We start from the raw sequence: 18,560 nt of genomic DNA on the forward strand, positions 1-18,560 counted from the left end.
CGGCCATGCACATACATATTCTGGGCATTTGCGGCACCTTCATGGGGGGCCTGGCCGCCTTGGCACGAGAAGCCGGTCACAGGGTGACGGGCTGCGATTCCGGTGTTTACCCGCCGATGAGCGATCAGCTGCGCCAGTTGGGCATCGAGCTGATCGAGGGCTATGGCGCCGACCAGATTGCGCTCAAGCCCGATATGTATGTGGTCGGCAACGTCGTCAGCCGCAAACGTCTGCCCGACGGGTCGCCCAAATTCCCGCTGATGGAGGCGATTCTGGACACCGGCGCCGCCTATACCAGCGGCCCGCAATGGCTGGCCGAGCATGTGCTGCGCGGTCGCCATGTGCTGGCCGTGGCCGGCACCCACGGCAAGACCACCACCACCTCCATGCTGACCTGGGTGCTTGAGTGCGCAGGTCTGCAACCCGGTTTCCTGGTCGGCGGCGTACCACTGGACTTTGGCGTCTCCGCCCGCCTCGGTGCGGCCCAGCGCCCCGCCGCTGGTCCTGGCCCCGTCGGTGACGAACCCGTGTTTGTGATCGAGGCCGATGAGTACGACACCGCCTTCTTCGACAAGCGCAGCAAGTTTGTGCACTACCGCCCCCGCACGGCCGTGCTCAACAACCTGGAATTCGATCACGCCGACATCTTTGACGATCTGGCAGCCATCGAGCGCCAGTTCCACCACCTGATACGCACCGTACCGTCGACCGGTCGTGTGGTGATCAACGGCCTGGAAGAGAGCCTGACCCGCGTACTGGCCCAGGGCTGCTGGAGCGAAGTGCGGAGCTTCGGCTCGGCTGTCAGCGATTTCAGCGCCGATGGCGATCCCAGCGACTTTGCCGTGCTGCACCGCGGCAAAAAGGTGGCGCAACTGCGCTGGAGCCTGACCGGCGTGCACAACCAGCTCAATGCACTGGCCGCCATCGCTGCCGCCGACCATCTGGGCGTTAGTGCCGAGGTGGCTTGCGAAGCCCTGTCGCGCTTTCAGAACGTCAAGCGTCGCATGGAACTGCGCGGCACGGTCAACGGCATCGAGGTCTATGACGACTTCGCCCACCACCCCACAGCCATCCGCACCACCCTGGACGGCCTGCGCCGCAAGCTCGGGGCAGAGGCCCGCATCCTGGCAGTGTTCGAGCCTCGCAGCAACACCATGAAGCTGGGCACCATGAAGAGCCAGTTGCCCTGGTCGCTGGAAAGCGCCGATCTGGTCTTCTGCCACACCGCAGGCCTCGACTGGGATGCCGCCGAAGCCCTGGAATCCATGGGCGTAGGCCCCGGCCAGCGCGCTCAGGTAGCAGGTGATATCGAGACCCTGATAGCGCAGATCAGCGCCGTCGTCCGCCCCGGTGACCATATCGTCTGCATGAGCAACGGCGGCTTTGGCGGCATCCACGCCAAGCTGTTGCAAGCGCTGAAATAAGCCCCGATAAAAGCAAATGCCCGCTCTACGCGGGCATTTTTCATTGCTCGAGAACAGACCAAGCCAGAGACGCCAAGCAAGGGCCGCCCCGCAGCAAAGGCGTCGTCCCCCTGGGGGGAAGCCGCAAAGCGGCTCAGGGGGATCAATAGCTAATCGACATCGCAGGCACATCCACCCGGATCAAGGGCTTGGACAGCACTGCATGCGCTGCCAGGGCATAGCTGTTGCGCCAGTCTTCGTTGTCAAACAGCTCGGGGCGATTGCGCGCCTCACGCGCCACCACCACCAGCTTGTCAGCCAGCAACACCTTGCCGGTAGCCCGCAAAGGCTCGCACTCGAGCGAGACAAACTGCTGATCCAGCCAGCGTCGGCCTTCGTCCGAACTGATAGGGGACAGCGACTGGGTATCGACCCGGTATTCACGGTCGCCATCCAAAACCACGATTACTTCACTACGCATAAATCTCCTCTGACCTGGTGACTCTTGCACCATTCGTTGTCGTGGCCACAGCTTAATAGTGACCGCGGTGCTGAAGACGCTGCAAGCTGACGGCTTGCAAACAGCTGCGGCAACCAATGCATGGCCTGAAAGACTTGCATCAAGCATCACAGTGGTTACAGGAACATGGCATGCAAAGCAATGAAAAATCTTTAAATTTCATAGCATTGCTCGCATGCTTGGCAAGAATATAAGGGCAAAACTGTCTTTTTCAAGTGTCATTACGGACTCGTAACCCGCCAGTTATCTCCATCCAGGCTCCTGCCTTGAAAATGTGATGAGAGGACTTACATACTGCATAAATCTTTGACGAACACCAGTTTGCAGGCCTTGCAACGCCTTCAGGAACCATCACCATGACCGCTGAGAACATCCACCAAGAAATACGCGAGCATCTGCTGCAGCTGGAAGCCGAACTTCAAGTCCAGAAACTCTGGTCTGCCGTTGCTCCGGACCCCAAGGCACTGGAATCCACCACGCCTTTCATGTACGACACGCTCAAGCTGCACGAGTGGCTGCAATGGGTATTCATCCCGCGCCTGCGCGCCGTGATCGATGCCAAGGGCAGCCTCCCCCACCAAAGCCATGTCTATCCGCTGGCCGACCACGAGTGGCAGCAGCGCACCGACTTTGACAAGCAACAGTTGCTGCGCCTGCTCAACCGCATCGATGCCACCCTCAATGGATGCGAAATGACTCCGGCATCAACGCCGGACACCAAACACTGATCGAGCAGGCAAGCAGCCCCATTCCTGTATGGAAAAACAAACAGGCCACAGGAAATACTCCCTGTGGCCTGTTTCGTTCACGCCCGCTTTATCGATCAGGCGAGCACTTCGGCTTCCTGCTTGCTGGCGAGCGCAGCAGCGCGGCGCTGGCTCACGGCCTGCGACAGCTCTTGCAGCGTTGCCAGAGAATCATCCCAGCCCAGGCAGGCATCGGTAATGCTCTGGCCGTAGGTCAGATCGCAGACTTCGTCCTTGCCGGGCGTGAACTTCTGCGCACCGCCGACCAGATGACCTTCGATCATCACACCGAACACGCTGCTGGAGCCTCCGGCGATCTGAGCCGCGATATCACGCGCCACATCCTTCTGGCGCTCATGCTGCTTGTTGCTGTTGGCGTGGCTGCAGTCCACCATCAGCGAAGGTGTGAGGCCCGCTGTCTCCAGATCCCTGCAGGCAGCCGCCACATGCTCGGCATCGTAGTTGGGCGTCTTGCCACCGCGCAGAATCACGTGACAGTCCTGATTGCCGCCCGTATGCACGATGGCGACCTGGCCGTTCTTGTGCACCGACAGGAAATGGTGGCCGCGGCTGGCCGACTGAATCGCGTCGGTGGCAATACGGATATTGCCGTCCGTGCCGTTCTTGAAACCAATCGGCGCCGAAATGCCCGAAGCCAGTTCGCGATGCACCTGGCTTTCCGTGGTGCGGGCACCGATGGCGCCCCAGCTGATCAGATCGCCGATGTACTGGGGAGAGATCACGTCCAGGAACTCGCTGGCCGCTGGCACACCCAGGCGGTTGATGTCGATCAGGAGCTGGCGCGCAATGCGCAGGCCTTCGTCGATGCGATAGCTCTGATCCAGGTAGGGATCGTTGATCAGCCCCTTCCAGCCCACGGTGGTGCGGGGTTTTTCGAAATAGACGCGCATCACCACTTCCAGCGTGTCCTTGTACTGCTCACGCACCACGGCCAGACGGCGGGCGTAGTCCAGGGCAGCAGCCGGATCGTGAATGGAGCAAGGGCCGACGATGACCAGCAGACGGTCATCCTGCGCACGCATGATGTTGTGGATGCTGCGGCGGGTGTCGCTGATCAGCGTCTCCACGGCAGTGCCACGAATGGGGAAGAAGCGAATGAGGTGCTCTGGAGGGGGTAACACTGTGATTTCCTTGATACGTGCGTCGTCGGTCTGGCCTGTCTTGGGAGAGCCGGCGCGATACCAGGAATCGGTGGCGGAAGTGTTCAGAGCAGTCATGGCAATCTTTCGTGAGGTGTTTGATCGTTGAAAACCGGGGGTGCTGAAACGTAGGGGTGAAAAAAAACCGCCGGGCTTTGCAGCTTCGGCGGTTCTTTGGGAGGTGTTTGCAGGGTGCGCGCGTTTACCTCTCAGCCGCCGGGGGCGAGAACCAAAAGTAAAAGAAATAGGCGCGTTGCGTTTGCATGTCTTTCAATGTAGCACAGCTCTTTTGCATTGCAACATCGGCAGCTCGCACCGCTGTTCTGTCAAAAACAGGTTTTCCCTCTGAAATGGCGCATTTTTCAAAATTTATTCATTCGCAATATTTTTGCGTTTTTTCTTATTTTTCAGAATTTTATTGATAAAAAATTCCAATAATCCAGAATCAATGCAATTTTCCAGCGAATCGACAATATTCAGGGCAAGGCCTCGAAACGCCATGAAAAAACCCTGCTGCCTGGCGATCTACAGCGGTTTGCCACACGCTTTTTTGCCGTAAACGGCCTGTGGCGAACGGCCTGCAGCACACTGAAATGAAAAACCCCCGCTCTGCCATGCAAAGCGGGGGTTGGTGCTCGCGACGGGCAAAGCCGTCATGAAACTTCTATCAGGCCGTGCCGCCGACTGTCAGGCCGTCAATGCGCAGCGTAGGCTGGCCCACGCCCACAGGCACGCTCTGGCCTTCCTTGCCGCAGGTGCCCACACCCGAATCCAGTCGCATGTCGTTGCCTATCATGCTGATGTGCTTGAGCGACTCCGGGCCGCTGCCGATGATGGTCGCTCCCTTGACGGGGTACTGGATCTTGCCGTTTTCCACCCAGTAGGCTTCGCTGGCAGAGAACACGAACTTGCCGCTGGTGATGTCCACCTGACCGCCGCCGAAGTTGGTGGCGTACAGGCCCTTCTTGATGGAGCCAATGATCTCCTGCGGATCCTTGTCGCCACCCAGCATATAGGTGTTGGTCATGCGCGGCATGGGGATGTGGGCGTAGCTTTCGCGACGGCCATTGCCCGTGGGCTTGACGCCCATCAGGCGTGCATTCATGGAGTCCTGGATATAGCCCTTGAGAATGCCGTCCTCGATCAGCACATTGCTTTGGCTGACATGGCCCTCGTCGTCCACGTTCAGAGAGCCACGGCGATCGGCAATCGTGCCGTCGTCCAGCACGGTCACGCCCTTGGCGGCCACGCGCTGACCGATGCGGCCGCTGAAGGCGCTGGAGCCCTTGCGGTTGAAGTCGCCTTCCAGGCCGTGGCCCACGGCCTCGTGGAACAGCACGCCGGGCCAGCCCGAGCCCAGCACCACCGTCATCACACCGGCCGGTGCGGGACGCGATTCGAGGTTGACCAGGGCCGCATGCACGGCCTCGTCCACATACTGGCTGATCTGCTCGTCGCTGAAATAGGCCAGACCGAAGCGACCGCCACCACCGGAGGAGCCCACCTCGCGGCGGCCCTTTTGCTCGGCGATCACCGTCACCGACAGGCGCACCAGCGGGCGCACGTCAGCGGCCAGCGTGCCGTCCGCACGCGCCACCAGAACCACATCGTATTCACTGGCAAGACCGGCCATGACCTGCACCACGCGCGGGTCCTTGGCGCGGGCCAGCTTTTCCACCTTGCCCAGCAGCTCGACCTTGGCCGTGCTGTCCAGCGTGCTGATGGGATCCAGCTCAGGATAGAGCGAGCGGCTTTGCGCAATCTTCTGCGCACCCGCCTTGACGCGGCGCGTCTGGGTTGCGCTGGAGATGGAGCGCACGGTACGTGCGGCATCCAGCAGCGAGGCTTCGGAAATGTCGTCGGAATAGGCAAAAGCCGTCTTCTCGCCGCTGACCGCCCGAACGCCTACTCCCTGATCGATGGAGAAGGAGCCGGTCTTGACGATGCCTTCCTCCAGACTCCAGCCTTCCGCGCGGGTGTACTGGAAGTAGAGATCGGCGTCATCCACCTGGTGCGAGCGAATTTCGGCAAGCGCACGCGCAAGATGGGTTTCGTCCAGGCCGAAGGGCTCAAGCAGCAACTGACGGGCCGTGGCCAAGCGTTCGATGGTGGGTTCGCGGGAAATCATGAGAGCATTGTAGAGATAGCTGCAAGCCCTGACTTGTCTCGGGCTGCGCATAAAAAAGAGCGGAATGCTGCCCCACCAGGCTGAACAACATTCCGCTCCGTTCACTTAGCTTCGCACTTGCCGGGTTCCGCCCTGCCCGCTTTGCATTGCAGAACCCCACCTGGGTCTTTGCCGCTCCCGCTTGATCGGTCTTCTGACCCCCCAGAACCGTTTGTAAACGCTGTTTACAGTCGAAGCAAGACCCTGGACGGAACTACTGACATTTTTCAACGATCTAAGCCTGCCGCCCCAGCACGCAATTTCACACAAAACCATTACTCAAGGCTTGCAAAACATAGGATGGAAGCTCTCCTTTCAAGAGCATCCAATCCCTATCACGGGTCTTCACGCATGGGGAATATGCCCATCACCGCCGGGTAGTTGCCGCTGTGCCCGCGACACCGACATCAGCACGCCCAGCGCCAGGCCCAGCGTGACCATGGCCGTGCCGCCATAGCTGATGAAAGGCAGGGGCACACCCACCACCGGCAAAATGCCGCTGACCATGCCCATGTTCACGAACGCATAGGTGAAGAAGATCATGGCCACGGCAGCTGCCATCAGCCGGCCGAACAGCGAGTTGGCATTCATGGAAATGGCCAGCCCGCGCCAGACCAGCAGCAGAAAGCCGACGATGATGAAGAGATTGCCTATGAGGCCGAATTCTTCGGAATAGGCGGCAAAGATGAAGTCGGTGGTGCGCTCTGGAATGAATTCCAGGTGGGTCTGCGTGCCAGCCATGAAACCCTTGCCCCAGACACCGCCCGAACCGATGGCAATCATGCCCTGAATGATGTGAAAGCCCTTGCCCAGCGGGTCGCGCGTGGGGTCCAGCAAGGTACAGACGCGTGTCCGCTGATAGTCATGCAGAAAATACCAGCTCACGCCATCGGCGCAGAGCTGGGGTTCAAACCAGACGATGAGGAAAATGCCGACCAGGGCCAGCAGCACGGGCGGCACGATGAGTTTCCAGGGCAGGCCGGCAAAAAAGATCACGGACAGGCCGGCAGCCATCACCAGCAGCGAGGTGCCCAGGTCTGGCTGCTTCATAATCAGGCCCACGGGCACCATCAGCAGCACAAAGGCGATGACAAAGTCCGATGCGCGCAGATTGCCCTCGCGGCGCTGGAACCACCAGGCCAGCATCAGCGGCGTGGCGATCTTCAAAAGCTCGGAGGGCTGAATCACCACTCCCACATTCACCCAGCGCGTGGCCCCCTTCTTGGTGATGCCGAACAGCGCCACCGCCACCAGCAACACCACGCCCAGGGTGTAGAGAGGCACGGCCACCTTCATCAATTGCTGAGGGGATATCTGGGCCAGCACGAACAGCAGACCCGCCGCAATCAGCATATTGCGGCCGTGGTCCACAAAGCGCGTGCCGTGATCGAAACCCGCCGAGTACATGGCCAGCAGCCCCGCACCCGCCAACATGGCGATAAAGAGAAGCAGCAGGAAATCAAAGCCGCGAAACAGCGGAACAATGCGTTGCAGCAGCGAGGGCTTATCGAATTCGATGGCGGACATGGGCCGCAATTATCGTGGGAGCCGACTGCCGTGCAGCTTGCAGGGTTGAGCTTTGCTGACGACTCAAGTCGGCCCACGCTCATTCCTCCCGCCATAGGCCTTCTCCCCTGATAGTCTTGGGGCAGACAGTCCACAATGACCGAGACAGAAGTGTTTTTACCAGAGGAGATTGCCGCTATGACGACCACCCACCTGCTGTATCTGCATGGCTTTCGCTCCTCCCCTCAGTCCAACAAGGCACGCATCATGGCGGACTATGTGGGCGCCAGGCATTCCAAGGTACGCTGGTGGTGCCCTCAGCTGCCGCCCTCGCCGCGCGAAGCGGCGGCCGTGATAGCAGAGGGCATCGCCAACTGGCCACGCCAGAACATGGCCGTCATGGGCTCGTCGCTGGGCGGCTATTACGCCAGCTGGGTGGCCCAGCTGGCGCGCTGCAAGAGCGTGATGATCAACCCCGCCGTCAACCCGGCCCGTGACCTGGAAAAATACATCGGCGAGCAGTCCAGCTGGCATGACCCCGAGGAAACCTTCTTCTTTCGCCCCGAATACATTGAGGAATTGCGCCAGCTCGACACCCGCACCATGACGCCGGCAGCACCCGAGATGGTGTTGATCGCCCAGGGCGACGAGGTGCTGGACTGGAACGAAATGAGCGAGCGCTACCCTCACGCACTTCAATTGGTGCAAGAAGGCGGCGACCACGCCCTGAGCAACTTTGCCGAGTATCTGGACCGGATCGACGAATTTCTGGCCTTGGCCTGATGCCCTCGGCGACTCCATGCGCCCCCAGGGAACGGCTGTATTGCTGCAACGCGCCCCCCTGTTCACGGCCCTGACCGCGCGGGGGCCGCGTCTGATATTGACCGACCTCAAGCATGAACTGAATCACTTCTGAGCGCCAAATGTTCGGCTCGTGGGAAAATGCGCGGTTATGCACGCACTGTTTGAAGAAGCCGGCAAATTTCTGGCCGGGCGCATCCTCTCCGAAGCCGAATCCTCTGCCCAAGTCGAGCTGGACTCGGGCAAGCGGGTCAAGGTCAAGGCCGCCAATATCCTGCTCAAGTTCGAGAAGCCGGCTCCTGCCGAGTTGGTCGCTCAGGGCCAGGCCCAGGCCGCCGAGATCGACCTGGATCTGGCCTGGGAATTTGCGCCCGAGGAAGAGTTCGGCTTTGCCGACCTGGCGCGTGACTATTTTTCCGAATCCGCGACGCTGGCCCAGCAGGCCGGTGCGCTGTTCTGCCTGTACGACGCACCGCATTATTTCCGTCGTGCGGGCAAGGGCCGCTTCAAGAAGGCTCCTGCAGAAATCCTGCAGCAAGCCCTTGCCGCCATCGAGAAGAAAAAGCAGATTCAGGCACAGATCGACGCCTGGGCCGAGGAACTGGGCCGCGGCGAGTGCCCGCAGGCAATCCGCGAACAGCTCTACAAGATTCTGTTCAAGCCCGACAAGAACGCTGCCGAATACAAGGCCGTGGTCGATGCCAGCCGCGCCACCAAGCTGGCCCCGCTGGAGCTGCTGCACCGCGCCGGCGCCATCGACTCTTCCTACCAGTTTCACTGGAAGCGCTTCCTGTTCGACAACTTCCCCAAGGGCACGGGCTTCCCCTCCGTGCAGGCCCCCCAGCCACCGGCCGACCTGCCCGTGGCCGATGTAAAGGCTTTTTCCATCGACGACTCGGCCACCACCGAAATCGACGATGCGCTGTCCGTCACGGGCCTGGGCACGGGCACCGTCACCGTGGGCATACACATTGCCGCCCCCGGTCTGGCCATCACGCCCGGCGGCGAGCTGGACAAGCTGGGCCGCGCCCGCCTGTCCACCGTCTACATGCCCGGCTACAAGATCACCATGCTGCCCGACGACGTGGTGCATATCTACACGCTGGACGAAGGCCGCTCCAACCCCGCGGTCTCGCTGTATGTGCAGATCAACGAAGAGACGCTGGAGACCATCTCCAGCGAAACCCGTCTCGAGCGCGTGCCCGTGGAAGTCAACTTCCGCTACGACAAGCTAGATCACATCGTCACCGAGGAATGGCTGACCGACTCCTCAATCGAGGTTGAAAATACGCCTGGTTCGTTGCTGGGCAAGCGCAAGGAGCTCACCTTTTTGCAGCGCTGGTCCAAGTTCCTCAAGGCCAATCGCGAAGTGGTGCGCGGCAAGCCCGAGAACTTCAACCGCCCGGACTACAACTTCCGTCTCGTCGGCAACGACGGCGCCGAGCCCAATGGCAGCGAGCAGGTGCAGATCACCGTGCGCAAGCGCGGCGCGCCGCTGGACCTGATCGTGGCCGAGGCCGCCATCGTGGCCAACAGCACCTGGGGCCTGATGCTGGCCGAGCACGGTGTGCCCGGCATCTACCGCAGCCAGGCCAGCCTGGCACCCGGCGTCAAGGTACGCATGAGCACCAAGGCCTTGCCCCATGCCGGCATAGGCGTGAAAGCCTACTCCTGGGCCACCTCCCCGCTGCGCCGCTATGTGGATCTGGTCAATCAGTGGCAGATCATTGCCTGCGCCCGCCATGGCAAGACGGCTGCCCTGGCAGCGCCCTTCAAGCCCAAGGATGCCGAGCTGTTCGGCATCATCAGCAGCTTTGACGGCGCCTACAGCGCCTACAACGGCTATCAGGCCGGCATGGAGCGCTTCTGGACGCTCAAGTATCTGGAGCAGAACGGCATCAGCGAACTGACGGCCAGCGTGTTCAAGGAAGGCCCCAACGGCTCCTTCCTGGTGCGCGCCGACAATCTGCCGCTGGTACTGCCCGTACTGGGTGCGCAGAACCTGCCGCGCGGCGCCCATGTGCGTGTCAAGCTCGGCGAGATCGACGAGATCTCGCTGGACATCTCGGGCACGCTGATCGAACGCCTGGATGCAGGAGCCGAGGCCGAAAGCGAAGGTGAGGACAGCAGCGAGGACGATGACGACGCCGTGGCCGGCCCCATCTCCATTGCGGTGGACATGAACGACGCCGATCCCGCAGCAGACCAGCCCAAGTCCTGATCTCCACATCTCATCGCCCTGACGCTGCCGTGAAACTGCCCACCTCTCTTCGACGACTGAGTACGCTGCAGCTGGCGCTGGGCGTTTCCATCGCCGTCCATGCCGTGTTGCTGACAGTCCGCTTCGTGGACCCGGAACGCTTTGAGCGCGTGTTTCAGGACACGCCGCTGGAAGTGATTCTGGTCAATGCCCGCGCCAACGAGACGCCGGACAAGGCCCAGGCCATCGCCCAGACCTCACTGGCCGGCGGCGGCGATGCCGACCAGGGCCGGGCCACCAGTCCCATGCCCTACTCGGCCCTGACGACAGTGGGCGACGATTTCGAGGAAAAACAGCGCCAGCTCGACGCCATGCAGGAGCAGCAGAACCAGTTGCTGACCCAGCTGCGCCAGCAAGTGGCCGCGCTGCCCCCGATAGACCCGCGCCTGAGCGCCGACAACAAGGCCCTGGAGGCACAGGAAGAAAAGCGCTTGCAGCTCATCAAGCTGCTGGCCGAGATTGAAAAGCGTATCAACGCAGAAAACGCCCGCCCCAAGAAGCGCTATATCAGCCCCGCCACCAAGGAGGCCGTGTACGCCGTCTACTACGATGCGCTGCGCCGCAAGGTGGAAGACAAGGGCACGGAAAACTTCCCCGAGAACAAGGGCAAGAAGCTGTATGGCGAGCTGGTCATGATCCTGACCGTGAATCATGACGGCCGCGTGCTTTCCACCGAGATTGTGCAGGGCTCGGGTAACCGCATGCTCGATACCCGTGCCGAAGCCATTGCCCGCGCCGCAGCCCCTTACGGCCACTTCGGCCCGGCCATGCGCACCAAGGCCGATCAGATCGCCGTCGTCTCGCACTTCAGGTTCACACGCGAGCAGACACTGGAAACAGACATAAGGTGACCCCCTGTGCCGCCTTCGGCGTCTTCCCCCGCTCTCGCATCGCTTCGCTTGCAGGCGGGGAACGCAGCCAGCGCGGCGGGACGGCCCTTGTGCGGCTGCCTTGGCTTGGGCTGCGCCGATCTCGCCGGCCACTGCCCCAACGCGTACCCAACTCTGCGCAGCGATTTCCTTCAGCCTTTTTATGACAAATACGCTTGATGCCTACTGCGTCATGGGCAACCCCGTTGCCCATAGCCGCTCCCCCTGGATTCATTCCCGCTTCGCCGAGCTGACCGGCCAACCCGTCAGCTATGACCGCGCCCTGGTGCCGCTGGATGGCTTTGCCGACTTTGTGCGCGACTTTGCCGCGCGCGGCGGCAAGGGCTGCAATGTGACCGTTCCCTTCAAGCTGCAGGCGGCCGAATTGGCCACCAGCACCAGCGAGCGCGTGCGGCTGGCTGGTGCTGCCAATACGCTGGTATTCGGCGCCAACGGCATTCATGCCGACAACACCGATGGCCTGGGCATCGTGGCCGACATCACCCGCAATGCCGGTGTGCCCATCGCCGGGCGTGATGTGCTGCTGCTTGGCGCGGGCGGCGCCGCTGCTGGAGCCCTGGGCTCTTTGCTGGAGCAAAAGCCCCGCCGCCTAGTCGTGGTCAACCGCACTCATGCCAGGGCTCAAACGCTGGTCCAGCAGCATGCGGCCATTGCCACACTACATAACGTAGAGCTGGTAGCACTTGAAAGGCAAGTGCTTGAGACTGATCTGACCCAAAATTTCGACATCATCATCAATGCCACAGCCAGCAGCCTGGCTGGGGCTGATGTGCCCGCGCCCGCCAGCGTGCTGCACGCACGCAGTCTGGCCTACGACATGATGTACGGCCCCGCCGCTCAGAATTTTCTGAATTGGGCCAGCAGCCACGGCGCGCTGGCGCGTGATGGTCTGGGCATGCTGGTGGAGCAGGCCGCCGAGTCCTTTGCGCTATGGCGCGGCGTGCGTCCGCCCTCTGCACAAGTCCTGGCCGAACTGCGCGCTCTGCTGCACGCTGAAGCCGCTCACTAAAACCTCGCCCCACCATGAAAGCTCTTGGCCGACTGCTGTTGCTGGTGCTTTGCGCCACCCTGCTGCTGCAATTGTTTTTTGTAGCACGCATCGCAGTCATGGCATGGCTGGATCCAGAGTCCACCAGCTATCAGCGCTCCGAAGCCTGGCAGCTTGCCCGCAGCAGCGAGGGCCTGCGCTGGCGCCAGCAATGGGTGGACTACGGCCAGATCTCCAGCAACCTCAAGCGCGCGGTGATTGCCTCCGAAGATGCCGGCTTCATGGATCACCACGGCGTGGAATGGGATGCCGTTCAGAGGGCCTGGCAGCGAAACGCAAAAGCCGAGGCCAGGGCCATGCAGGCAGAAAAAGCCGGAAACAACAGCAAGCCCGCCAAGGTCTATGGCGGCTCCACCATCACCCAGCAGCTGGCCAAGAACCTGCTGCTGTCGGGCGAACGCAATTTTCTGCGCAAGGGCCAGGAGCTGGTGCTGGCGCAATTGCTGGAGCTGATGCTGAGCAAGCAGCGCATTCTGGAGATCTATCTCAACAATGTGGAATGGGGCCAGGGCGTATTCGGCGCCGAGGCCGCCGCCCAACATTACTTCCGCAAGAGTGCCGCCCAGCTCAATGCGGCCGAGGCAGCACGACTTGCCGCCATGCTTCCGGCACCCAAGCGCTACGAGAAAATGCCGCAATCGCGCTATCTAGCGCAGCGCAGTCGCACGATTGCGCGCTATATACCGATGGTGACGCCCCCCTGAGGCGCTTCGCCTGGGCGGCTCTTGCTTGCTGTCACCCGCATGGAGCGTGAAGGTTTTGTACGTGGATAATCGACAGCCATGCGAATTCTAGGAATCGACCCTGGCCTGCAGACCACGGGCTTTGGCGTCATCGACATGGAAGGCCAGCGCCTGTCCTATGTGGCCAGCGGCACCATACGCACCAACAAGATGGAACTCGGCGACCTGCCGGGCCGTCTCAAGGTGCTGTTCGACGGCATCTCCGAAGTCGCCTCACGCTACCAGCCCGAGGTGGCTGCCGTGGAAATCGTCTTCGTCAACGTCAACCCCCAGTCCACGCTGCTGCTGGGCCAGGCCCGTGGTGCGGCGCTGACGGCCCTGGTCAACGCCAATCTCGCGGTTTCCGAATACACCGCCCTGCAGATGAAAAAAGCCGTGGTCGGCCATGGTCGCGCAGCCAAGAGCCAGATCCAGGAAATGGTCAAACGGCTGCTGCAACTGCCCGGCCTGCCCGGCACCGATGCCGCCGACGCGCTGGGGCTGGCCATCACCCATGCCCATGCGGCTGCCGCCATGGGGCTGATGGCCAAGTCCACCGATCTGCGCCGCAAGCAACATGCCATGTACCGGGGCGGACGGGTCTATTGAGCTTGCCCTTAGCCGCTTCGCGGCTTCCCCTTCTCTCTTCGGAAGGGGTCGCAGGATGGCTTTTCCTCACAAGCACACACTGCTTCAAAGCTCTGCCCGATACAAAAAAAGCCGTGACATGCCACGGCTTTTTTGATGGTGTGATTTGCTTAATAGGCGCTCAGCACCATGGAGGCGATCACGCCTGTGGCAATGGCGACCAGCAGATAGTCGCCGCCGTTCTGAATCCAGTGATAGCCACGCGGCGGCGCCGACAGATGGTGGCCGCGCCAGTCATTCACCACATAGTGCTGGCTGCGGTATTGCGGCGGCACGCGACTGCCCTTGTACCAGTTATGGTCGGGACCACCGCCACGGCGACCATTGTCGTGATGATCGGCACGTCGGTCGTCGCGCCTGTCATGGCGCTGCTCATGCCGACCACGATCATCATGGCGACCGCCATGGCGCATGTCCTGCGCTCCATGTCCATTGCCGCGGCCGGGCGGCGGGCCGGGCTGCGCCTGGACGGCCAGACTGCCCAGACCCAGGCAGGCGGCAATGGAGGCAGAAAGAATGCGGGTAGTCAAACGGGACATGGGTACTCCTTTGTCGAATTGTTTCGGTCAACAAGGTGTGCGGCCGGTCATGGCGGCCGCAGCAGATCCATCTTTACCCAATTTCGGCGCTGCAAGAAGTGAGCAACTGCCGATTTACCACTTTTTGCGCGCTGTTTACAGAGCAGAAACCTATGAAACGCCGAGCCTGATTTGGCAAGCCGCTATCAATATTCATTAGTTCTCAGATGATGCGTCCGACAAACATCACGGCAAAAAAGGCCAGACCGGCAATCACCGACCACTTGAACAGCAAAAAGCCCAGGCGCTTGTAGTGCGCCTTGCCGGTTCCCAGATAGAAGGCGAAGCTCAATGCCGAAGCCAGAATCAGCAAGGTGGCCAGCCAGCGAAAGATCAGCATGGAGGTCTCGCTCACCAGGCCTGAGCGGGCATGGCAAAGCCCTGGGGAGCCTGGCGCTCGCTCTCGAAGGTCACGAGCTCCCAGGTCTCGGGCTGCTCGATCATTGCGCGCAGCAGCTTGTTGTTGAGGCCGTGACCCGAGCGAAAGGCGCTGTAGGCACCGAGAATGGGCTTGCCGATCAGATACAGATCGCCGATCGCGTCAAGGATCTTGTGCTTGGCAAACTCGTCGTCATAGCGCAGGCCGTCGCTGTTCAGGACCTTGTAGTCGTCCATGACGATGGCGTTGTCCAGCCCCCCGCCCAGTGCCAGGCCGTTGTTGCGCAGCATTTCCACATCCTTGGTGAAGCCGAAGGTGCGGGCGCGGGCGATGTCGCGTGTGTAGTTGTCCAGACCCATGTCGAACTCCACGCACTGCCCCGTGGAGTCCACGGCTGGGTGAGCGAAGTCGATCTCGAAGCGCAGCTTGAAGCCATGGTAGGGATCGAAGCGCGCCCACTTGAGGTTCTGGCCTTCGCCTTCGCGCACCTCGATCGGGCTCTTGATGCGGATGAAGCGCTTGGGCGCTTTCTGCAACTCGATTCCGGCGCTTTGCAGCAGAAACACGAACGATGACGAGGAGCCATCGAGAATCGGCACTTCTTCGGCAGTGATGTCCACGTAGAGGTTGTCGATTCCCAGACCGGCGATGGCCGACATCAGGTGCTCTACCGTATGCACCTTGGCGCCGCCGCTGCCGATGGTGGAAGCCATGCGCGTATCGGTCACTGCCTCGGCGGAAATGGGGATATCCACAGGCTCAGGCAAGTCCACGCGACGGAACACGATGCCGGTATCAGGCTGGGCAGGGCGCAGCGTCAACTCGACACGCTGGCCGCTGTGCAGGCCCACGCCTACGGCACGGGAAATGGTCTTGATGGTACGTTGCTGAAGCATGCTGGTATTTTAAATGGGACAACCCCGAGCCGGCTTACGCCGACTCAGGGTTGTCTTAATCGCTGCGATACAGCGAACTGATGGGCCATCAGTCCTTAACGAACCAAAGGCCTTTGCGGCTGACTCTCAAGCGCTGGCGCACTCGGAGGCAGAGACACCGAGGAAGGACCGCCCCGCACCGAGGGTGTCGTCCCCCTCCGGCGCAAAGCGCCAGAGAGGGGGAAGCGGCAAAGCCGCTCAGGGGGGAGCTTAATCAGCCTGCTTGCGCAGAAACGCCGGGATCTCCACATCGTCCATGCCGCCAGACGCCAGCGCGCTCACGCGCTCCGAAGCCTGGGTGCGGTTGGTGCGCCAGACGCTTGGCACATTGGTGTTGGCCGTGCCGTAGTCCATGCCGCCCAGGGGAGGCAGACCCACTGCCACGTTGTCGGTACCGGTACGCAGACCGCCCTGCACCACCTGGATGTTCTGGCGACGCACATTGGGACGCGACAGGCCGGTGGCCACCACGGTCACGCGGATTTCGTCGCCCAGCGAGTCATCGTAGGCAGCGCCGTAGATCACGTGGGCATCGGGAGACGCATAGGCATTGATGGTGGACATGGCCAGACGCGACTCGGACAGCTTGAGGCTCCCCTTGGCTGCAGTCACCAGCACCAGCACGCCCTTGGCGCCGGACAGATCGATGCCTTCCAGCAGCGGGCAGGCCACGGCCTGCTCGGCAGCGATACGGGCACGATCGGGACCGGCGGCCTTGGCCGTGCCCATCATGGCCTTGCCGGGCTCGCCCATCACGGTGCGCACGTCTTCGAAGTCGACGTTCACATGGCCGTACTCGTTGATGATTTCGGCAATGCCGCCCACGGCGTTCTTCAGAACGTCGTTGGCATGAGCAAAAGCCTCGTCCTGGGAGATATCGTCGCCCAGCACATCGAGCAGCTTTTCGTTGAGCACAACGATCAGCGAGTCCACATTCGCCTCCAGCTCGGCCAGGCCGGCGTCAGCGTTCTGCATGCGGCGGCCGCCTTCCCACTCGAAAGGCTTGGTCACCACACCCACCGTCAGAATGCCCATTTCCTTGGCCACTCGTGCGATCACAGGCGATGCACCGGTACCCGTACCACCACCCATGCCTGCCGTAATGAAGAGCATGTGCGCGCCTTCGATGGCAGCGCGAATATCTTCCACAGCAGCTTCCGCAGCGTCGCGGCCCTTGTCGGGCTTGCTGCCGGCACCCAGGCCGCTGCCACCCAGGTGGATGGTGCGGTGAGCGCGGCTGCGCAACAGAGCTTGAGCATCGGTATTGGCCGTAATGAATTCGACGCCTTGAACGCTGCGTTCAATCATGTGGTCGACGGCGTTGCCGCCGCCACCGCCGACGCCGATCACCTTGATCTGCGTGCCTTGGTTGAATTCTTCGGTTTCAATCATGTCGATAGGCATGGTGGTGCTCCTGTTCTCTAGTGGTGGTTTGTCGCTGCTGTGGAAAAGAAATTTCGAACTCTTGAGGTCTTCGCGGTCTTCGTCGTCGATACCGCGAAAAATCCATCTGTGGTGGTCCGGTGATGAACATGCGATAAGTGCTCATATCAGAAGTTCCCCACGATGAAGTCTTTGAACCGGCCGAAAGCGGTCTTCATGGAACCGCTCTTCTGGGCCACCTTGTAGCCACGCAGACGTGCCAGACGTGCTTCATCGAGCAGGCCCATCACCGTGGCGGCACGGGGCTGGGCGACCATGTCGGCCAGCGCACCGGAATATTTGGGAAGCCCGCGGCGCACGGGCTTGAGAAAGATGTCTTCGCCCAGCTCGATCATCCCGGGCATGACGGCGCTGCCGCCCGTGAGCACGATGCCCGAGGACAGCACTTCTTCGTAGCCCGATTCGCGGATGACCTGCTGCACCAGCGAGAAGATCTCTTCCACGCGGGGCTCGATCACGCCGGCCAGGGCCTGCTTGCTGATCATGCGCGGGCTGCGGTCGCCCAGGCCCGGCACTTCGACCTGGGCATCGGGATCGGCCAGCAACTGCTTGGCATAGCCACTCTCGACCTTGATGTCCTCGGCATCCTTGGTGGGGGTACGCAGGGCCATGGCGATGTCGCTGGTGATCAGGTCACCGGCAATCGGGATCACGGCCGTGTGGCGAATCGCACCGCCGGTGAAGATGGCCACATCGGTCGCTCCCGCGCCGATATCCACCACGGCCACGCCCAGCTCGCGCTCGTCATCGGTCAGCACGGCCTGGGCCGACGCCAGCGGATTGAGCAGCAGCTGCTCGACTTCCAGGCCGCAGCGGCGCACGCATTTGATGATGTTCTCGGCCGCGCTCTGGGCACCGGTCACGATATGGATCTTGGCTTCAAGGCGAATTCCGCTCATGCCGATGGGCTCGCGCACCTCGTGGCCGTCGATGACGAACTCCTGCGCCTCGACCAGCAGCAGGCGCTGGTCGGACGAGATATTGATGGCCTTGGCGGTTTCCATCACGCGGGCCATATCGGTGGACGAGACTTCCTTGTCCTTGATGGCCACCATGCCGCTGGAATTCAGACCGCGGATATGGCTACCGGTAATGCCGGTACACACTCGCTGGATCTTGCAATCCGCCATCAGCTCGGCCTCTTTGAGCGCCTGCTGGATGCTTTGCACGGTCGCATCGATATTCACGACCACGCCGCGCTTCAAGCCGTTGCTGGGGGCGACGCCCAGGCCCGCCAGCTTGAGCTCGCCATTGGACATGACCTCGGCCACCACCGCCATGACCTTGGCCGTGCCGATATCCAGCCCAACAATCACATCCTTGTATTCTCTTGCCATATCAGCTTCCGCCCCCG

General features: G+C 61.5%; 18 protein-coding genes. 9 read left to right on the forward strand and 9 right to left on the reverse strand.

Features of this window, described 5'->3' with window-relative positions; genetic code table 11:
* The first annotated feature begins 5 nt into the window (after positions 1–5).
* A complete protein-coding gene (gene mpl / locus ACWGXF_RS15130) occupies positions 6–1,424 on the forward strand; it encodes a UDP-N-acetylmuramate:L-alanyl-gamma-D-glutamyl-meso-diaminopimelate ligase (RefSeq protein WP_256628567.1) in 1,419 nt (472 codons plus the stop codon).
* Positions 1,425–1,566: 142 nt separating this feature from the next.
* Here mpl and ACWGXF_RS15135 read toward each other — a convergent pair whose 3' ends face one another.
* A complete protein-coding gene (locus tag ACWGXF_RS15135; RefSeq protein WP_012839818.1) occupies positions 1,567–1,884 on the reverse strand; it encodes a hypothetical protein in 318 nt (105 codons plus the stop codon).
* 395 nt (positions 1,885–2,279) lie between these two features.
* Between ACWGXF_RS15135 and ACWGXF_RS15140 the strand changes: the two genes are divergently transcribed.
* Positions 2,280–2,651, forward strand: coding sequence for a YqcC family protein (locus ACWGXF_RS15140; protein WP_012839819.1), 372 nt, complete (start codon positions 2,280–2,282; stop codon positions 2,649–2,651).
* Positions 2,652–2,746: 95 nt separating this feature from the next.
* On the opposite strand, the gene ACWGXF_RS15145 is transcribed toward ACWGXF_RS15140, so the two are convergent.
* From ACWGXF_RS15145 to rodA, 3 genes are all read right to left on the reverse strand, one after another.
* Positions 2,747–3,907, reverse strand: a complete 1,161-nt coding sequence (locus ACWGXF_RS15145; RefSeq protein WP_003068944.1) for a 3-deoxy-7-phosphoheptulonate synthase — start codon at positions 3,905–3,907, stop codon at positions 2,747–2,749.
* Between the two features lie 589 nt (positions 3,908–4,496).
* A complete protein-coding gene (gene tldD, locus ACWGXF_RS15150; protein ID WP_003051333.1) occupies positions 4,497–5,957 on the reverse strand; it encodes a metalloprotease TldD in 1,461 nt (486 codons plus the stop codon).
* Positions 5,958–6,341: 384 nt separating this feature from the next.
* Complete coding sequence (gene rodA / locus ACWGXF_RS15155; protein WP_003068946.1) at positions 6,342–7,523, reverse strand: rod shape-determining protein RodA; 1,182 nt, start codon at positions 7,521–7,523, stop codon at positions 6,342–6,344.
* 177 nt (positions 7,524–7,700) lie between these two features.
* Between rodA and ACWGXF_RS15160 the strand changes: the two genes are divergently transcribed.
* From ACWGXF_RS15160 to ruvC, 6 genes are all read left to right on the forward strand, one after another.
* A complete protein-coding gene (locus ACWGXF_RS15160) occupies positions 7,701–8,285 on the forward strand; it encodes a YqiA/YcfP family alpha/beta fold hydrolase (protein WP_003068947.1) in 585 nt (194 codons plus the stop codon).
* A 169-nt stretch (positions 8,286–8,454) separates the two neighbouring features.
* Complete coding sequence (locus ACWGXF_RS15165; RefSeq protein ID WP_256628568.1) at positions 8,455–10,524, forward strand: ribonuclease catalytic domain-containing protein; 2,070 nt, start codon at positions 8,455–8,457, stop codon at positions 10,522–10,524.
* 29 nt (positions 10,525–10,553) lie between these two features.
* Positions 10,554–11,414, forward strand: a complete 861-nt coding sequence (locus ACWGXF_RS15170) for an energy transducer TonB (protein WP_452102066.1) — start codon at positions 10,554–10,556, stop codon at positions 11,412–11,414.
* 181 nt (positions 11,415–11,595) lie between these two features.
* Positions 11,596–12,462 (forward strand): shikimate dehydrogenase, encoded by an 867-nt coding sequence (gene aroE / locus ACWGXF_RS15175; RefSeq protein ID WP_054073890.1) that lies wholly within the window; start codon positions 11,596–11,598, stop codon positions 12,460–12,462.
* Positions 12,463–12,476: 14 nt separating this feature from the next.
* Positions 12,477–13,205 carry a monofunctional biosynthetic peptidoglycan transglycosylase gene (gene mtgA / locus ACWGXF_RS15180; protein ID WP_452102067.1) on the forward strand — a complete coding sequence of 243 codons (729 nt, stop codon included), beginning with the start codon at positions 12,477–12,479 and terminating at the stop codon, positions 13,203–13,205.
* Between the two features lie 78 nt (positions 13,206–13,283).
* Positions 13,284–13,832 carry a crossover junction endodeoxyribonuclease RuvC gene (ruvC, locus tag ACWGXF_RS15185; protein ID WP_003068955.1) on the forward strand — a complete coding sequence of 183 codons (549 nt, stop codon included), beginning with the start codon at positions 13,284–13,286 and terminating at the stop codon, positions 13,830–13,832.
* Positions 13,833–13,981: 149 nt separating this feature from the next.
* Here the strand turns inward: ruvC and ACWGXF_RS15190 are convergent, their stop codons facing one another.
* Positions 13,982–14,410, reverse strand: coding sequence for an RcnB family protein (locus ACWGXF_RS15190; RefSeq protein ID WP_034377101.1), 429 nt, complete (start codon positions 14,408–14,410; stop codon positions 13,982–13,984).
* Here ACWGXF_RS15190 and ACWGXF_RS15195 point away from each other — a divergent pair.
* The gene (locus tag ACWGXF_RS15195) at positions 14,409–14,609 is read left to right on the forward strand and encodes a hypothetical protein (protein WP_256628569.1); all 201 of its coding nucleotides are present in this window, start codon (positions 14,409–14,411) and stop codon (positions 14,607–14,609) included. The genes ACWGXF_RS15190 and ACWGXF_RS15195 overlap by 2 nt on opposite strands.
* Positions 14,610–14,612: 3 nt before the next feature.
* On the opposite strand, the gene ACWGXF_RS15200 is transcribed toward ACWGXF_RS15195, so the two are convergent.
* The 4 genes from ACWGXF_RS15200 to ftsA form a co-directional block, all read right to left on the reverse strand.
* Complete coding sequence (locus ACWGXF_RS15200; RefSeq protein WP_452102068.1) at positions 14,613–14,789, reverse strand: hypothetical protein; 177 nt, start codon at positions 14,787–14,789, stop codon at positions 14,613–14,615.
* Positions 14,790–14,800: 11 nt separating this feature from the next.
* Entirely contained in the window at positions 14,801–15,724 is a 924-nt protein-coding gene (lpxC, locus tag ACWGXF_RS15205; RefSeq protein ID WP_003068962.1) for a UDP-3-O-acyl-N-acetylglucosamine deacetylase, read from the reverse strand.
* 249 nt (positions 15,725–15,973) lie between these two features.
* Positions 15,974–17,167 (reverse strand): cell division protein FtsZ, encoded by a 1,194-nt coding sequence (ftsZ, locus tag ACWGXF_RS15210; protein ID WP_003068965.1) that lies wholly within the window; start codon positions 17,165–17,167, stop codon positions 15,974–15,976.
* Positions 17,168–17,313: 146 nt separating this feature from the next.
* Positions 17,314–18,543 carry a cell division protein FtsA gene (ftsA, locus tag ACWGXF_RS15215; protein WP_003051293.1) on the reverse strand — a complete coding sequence of 410 codons (1,230 nt, stop codon included), beginning with the start codon at positions 18,541–18,543 and terminating at the stop codon, positions 17,314–17,316.
* Positions 18,544–18,560 lie beyond the last annotated feature (17 nt).

Source organism: Comamonas sp. HJ-2, from assembly GCF_053615495.1.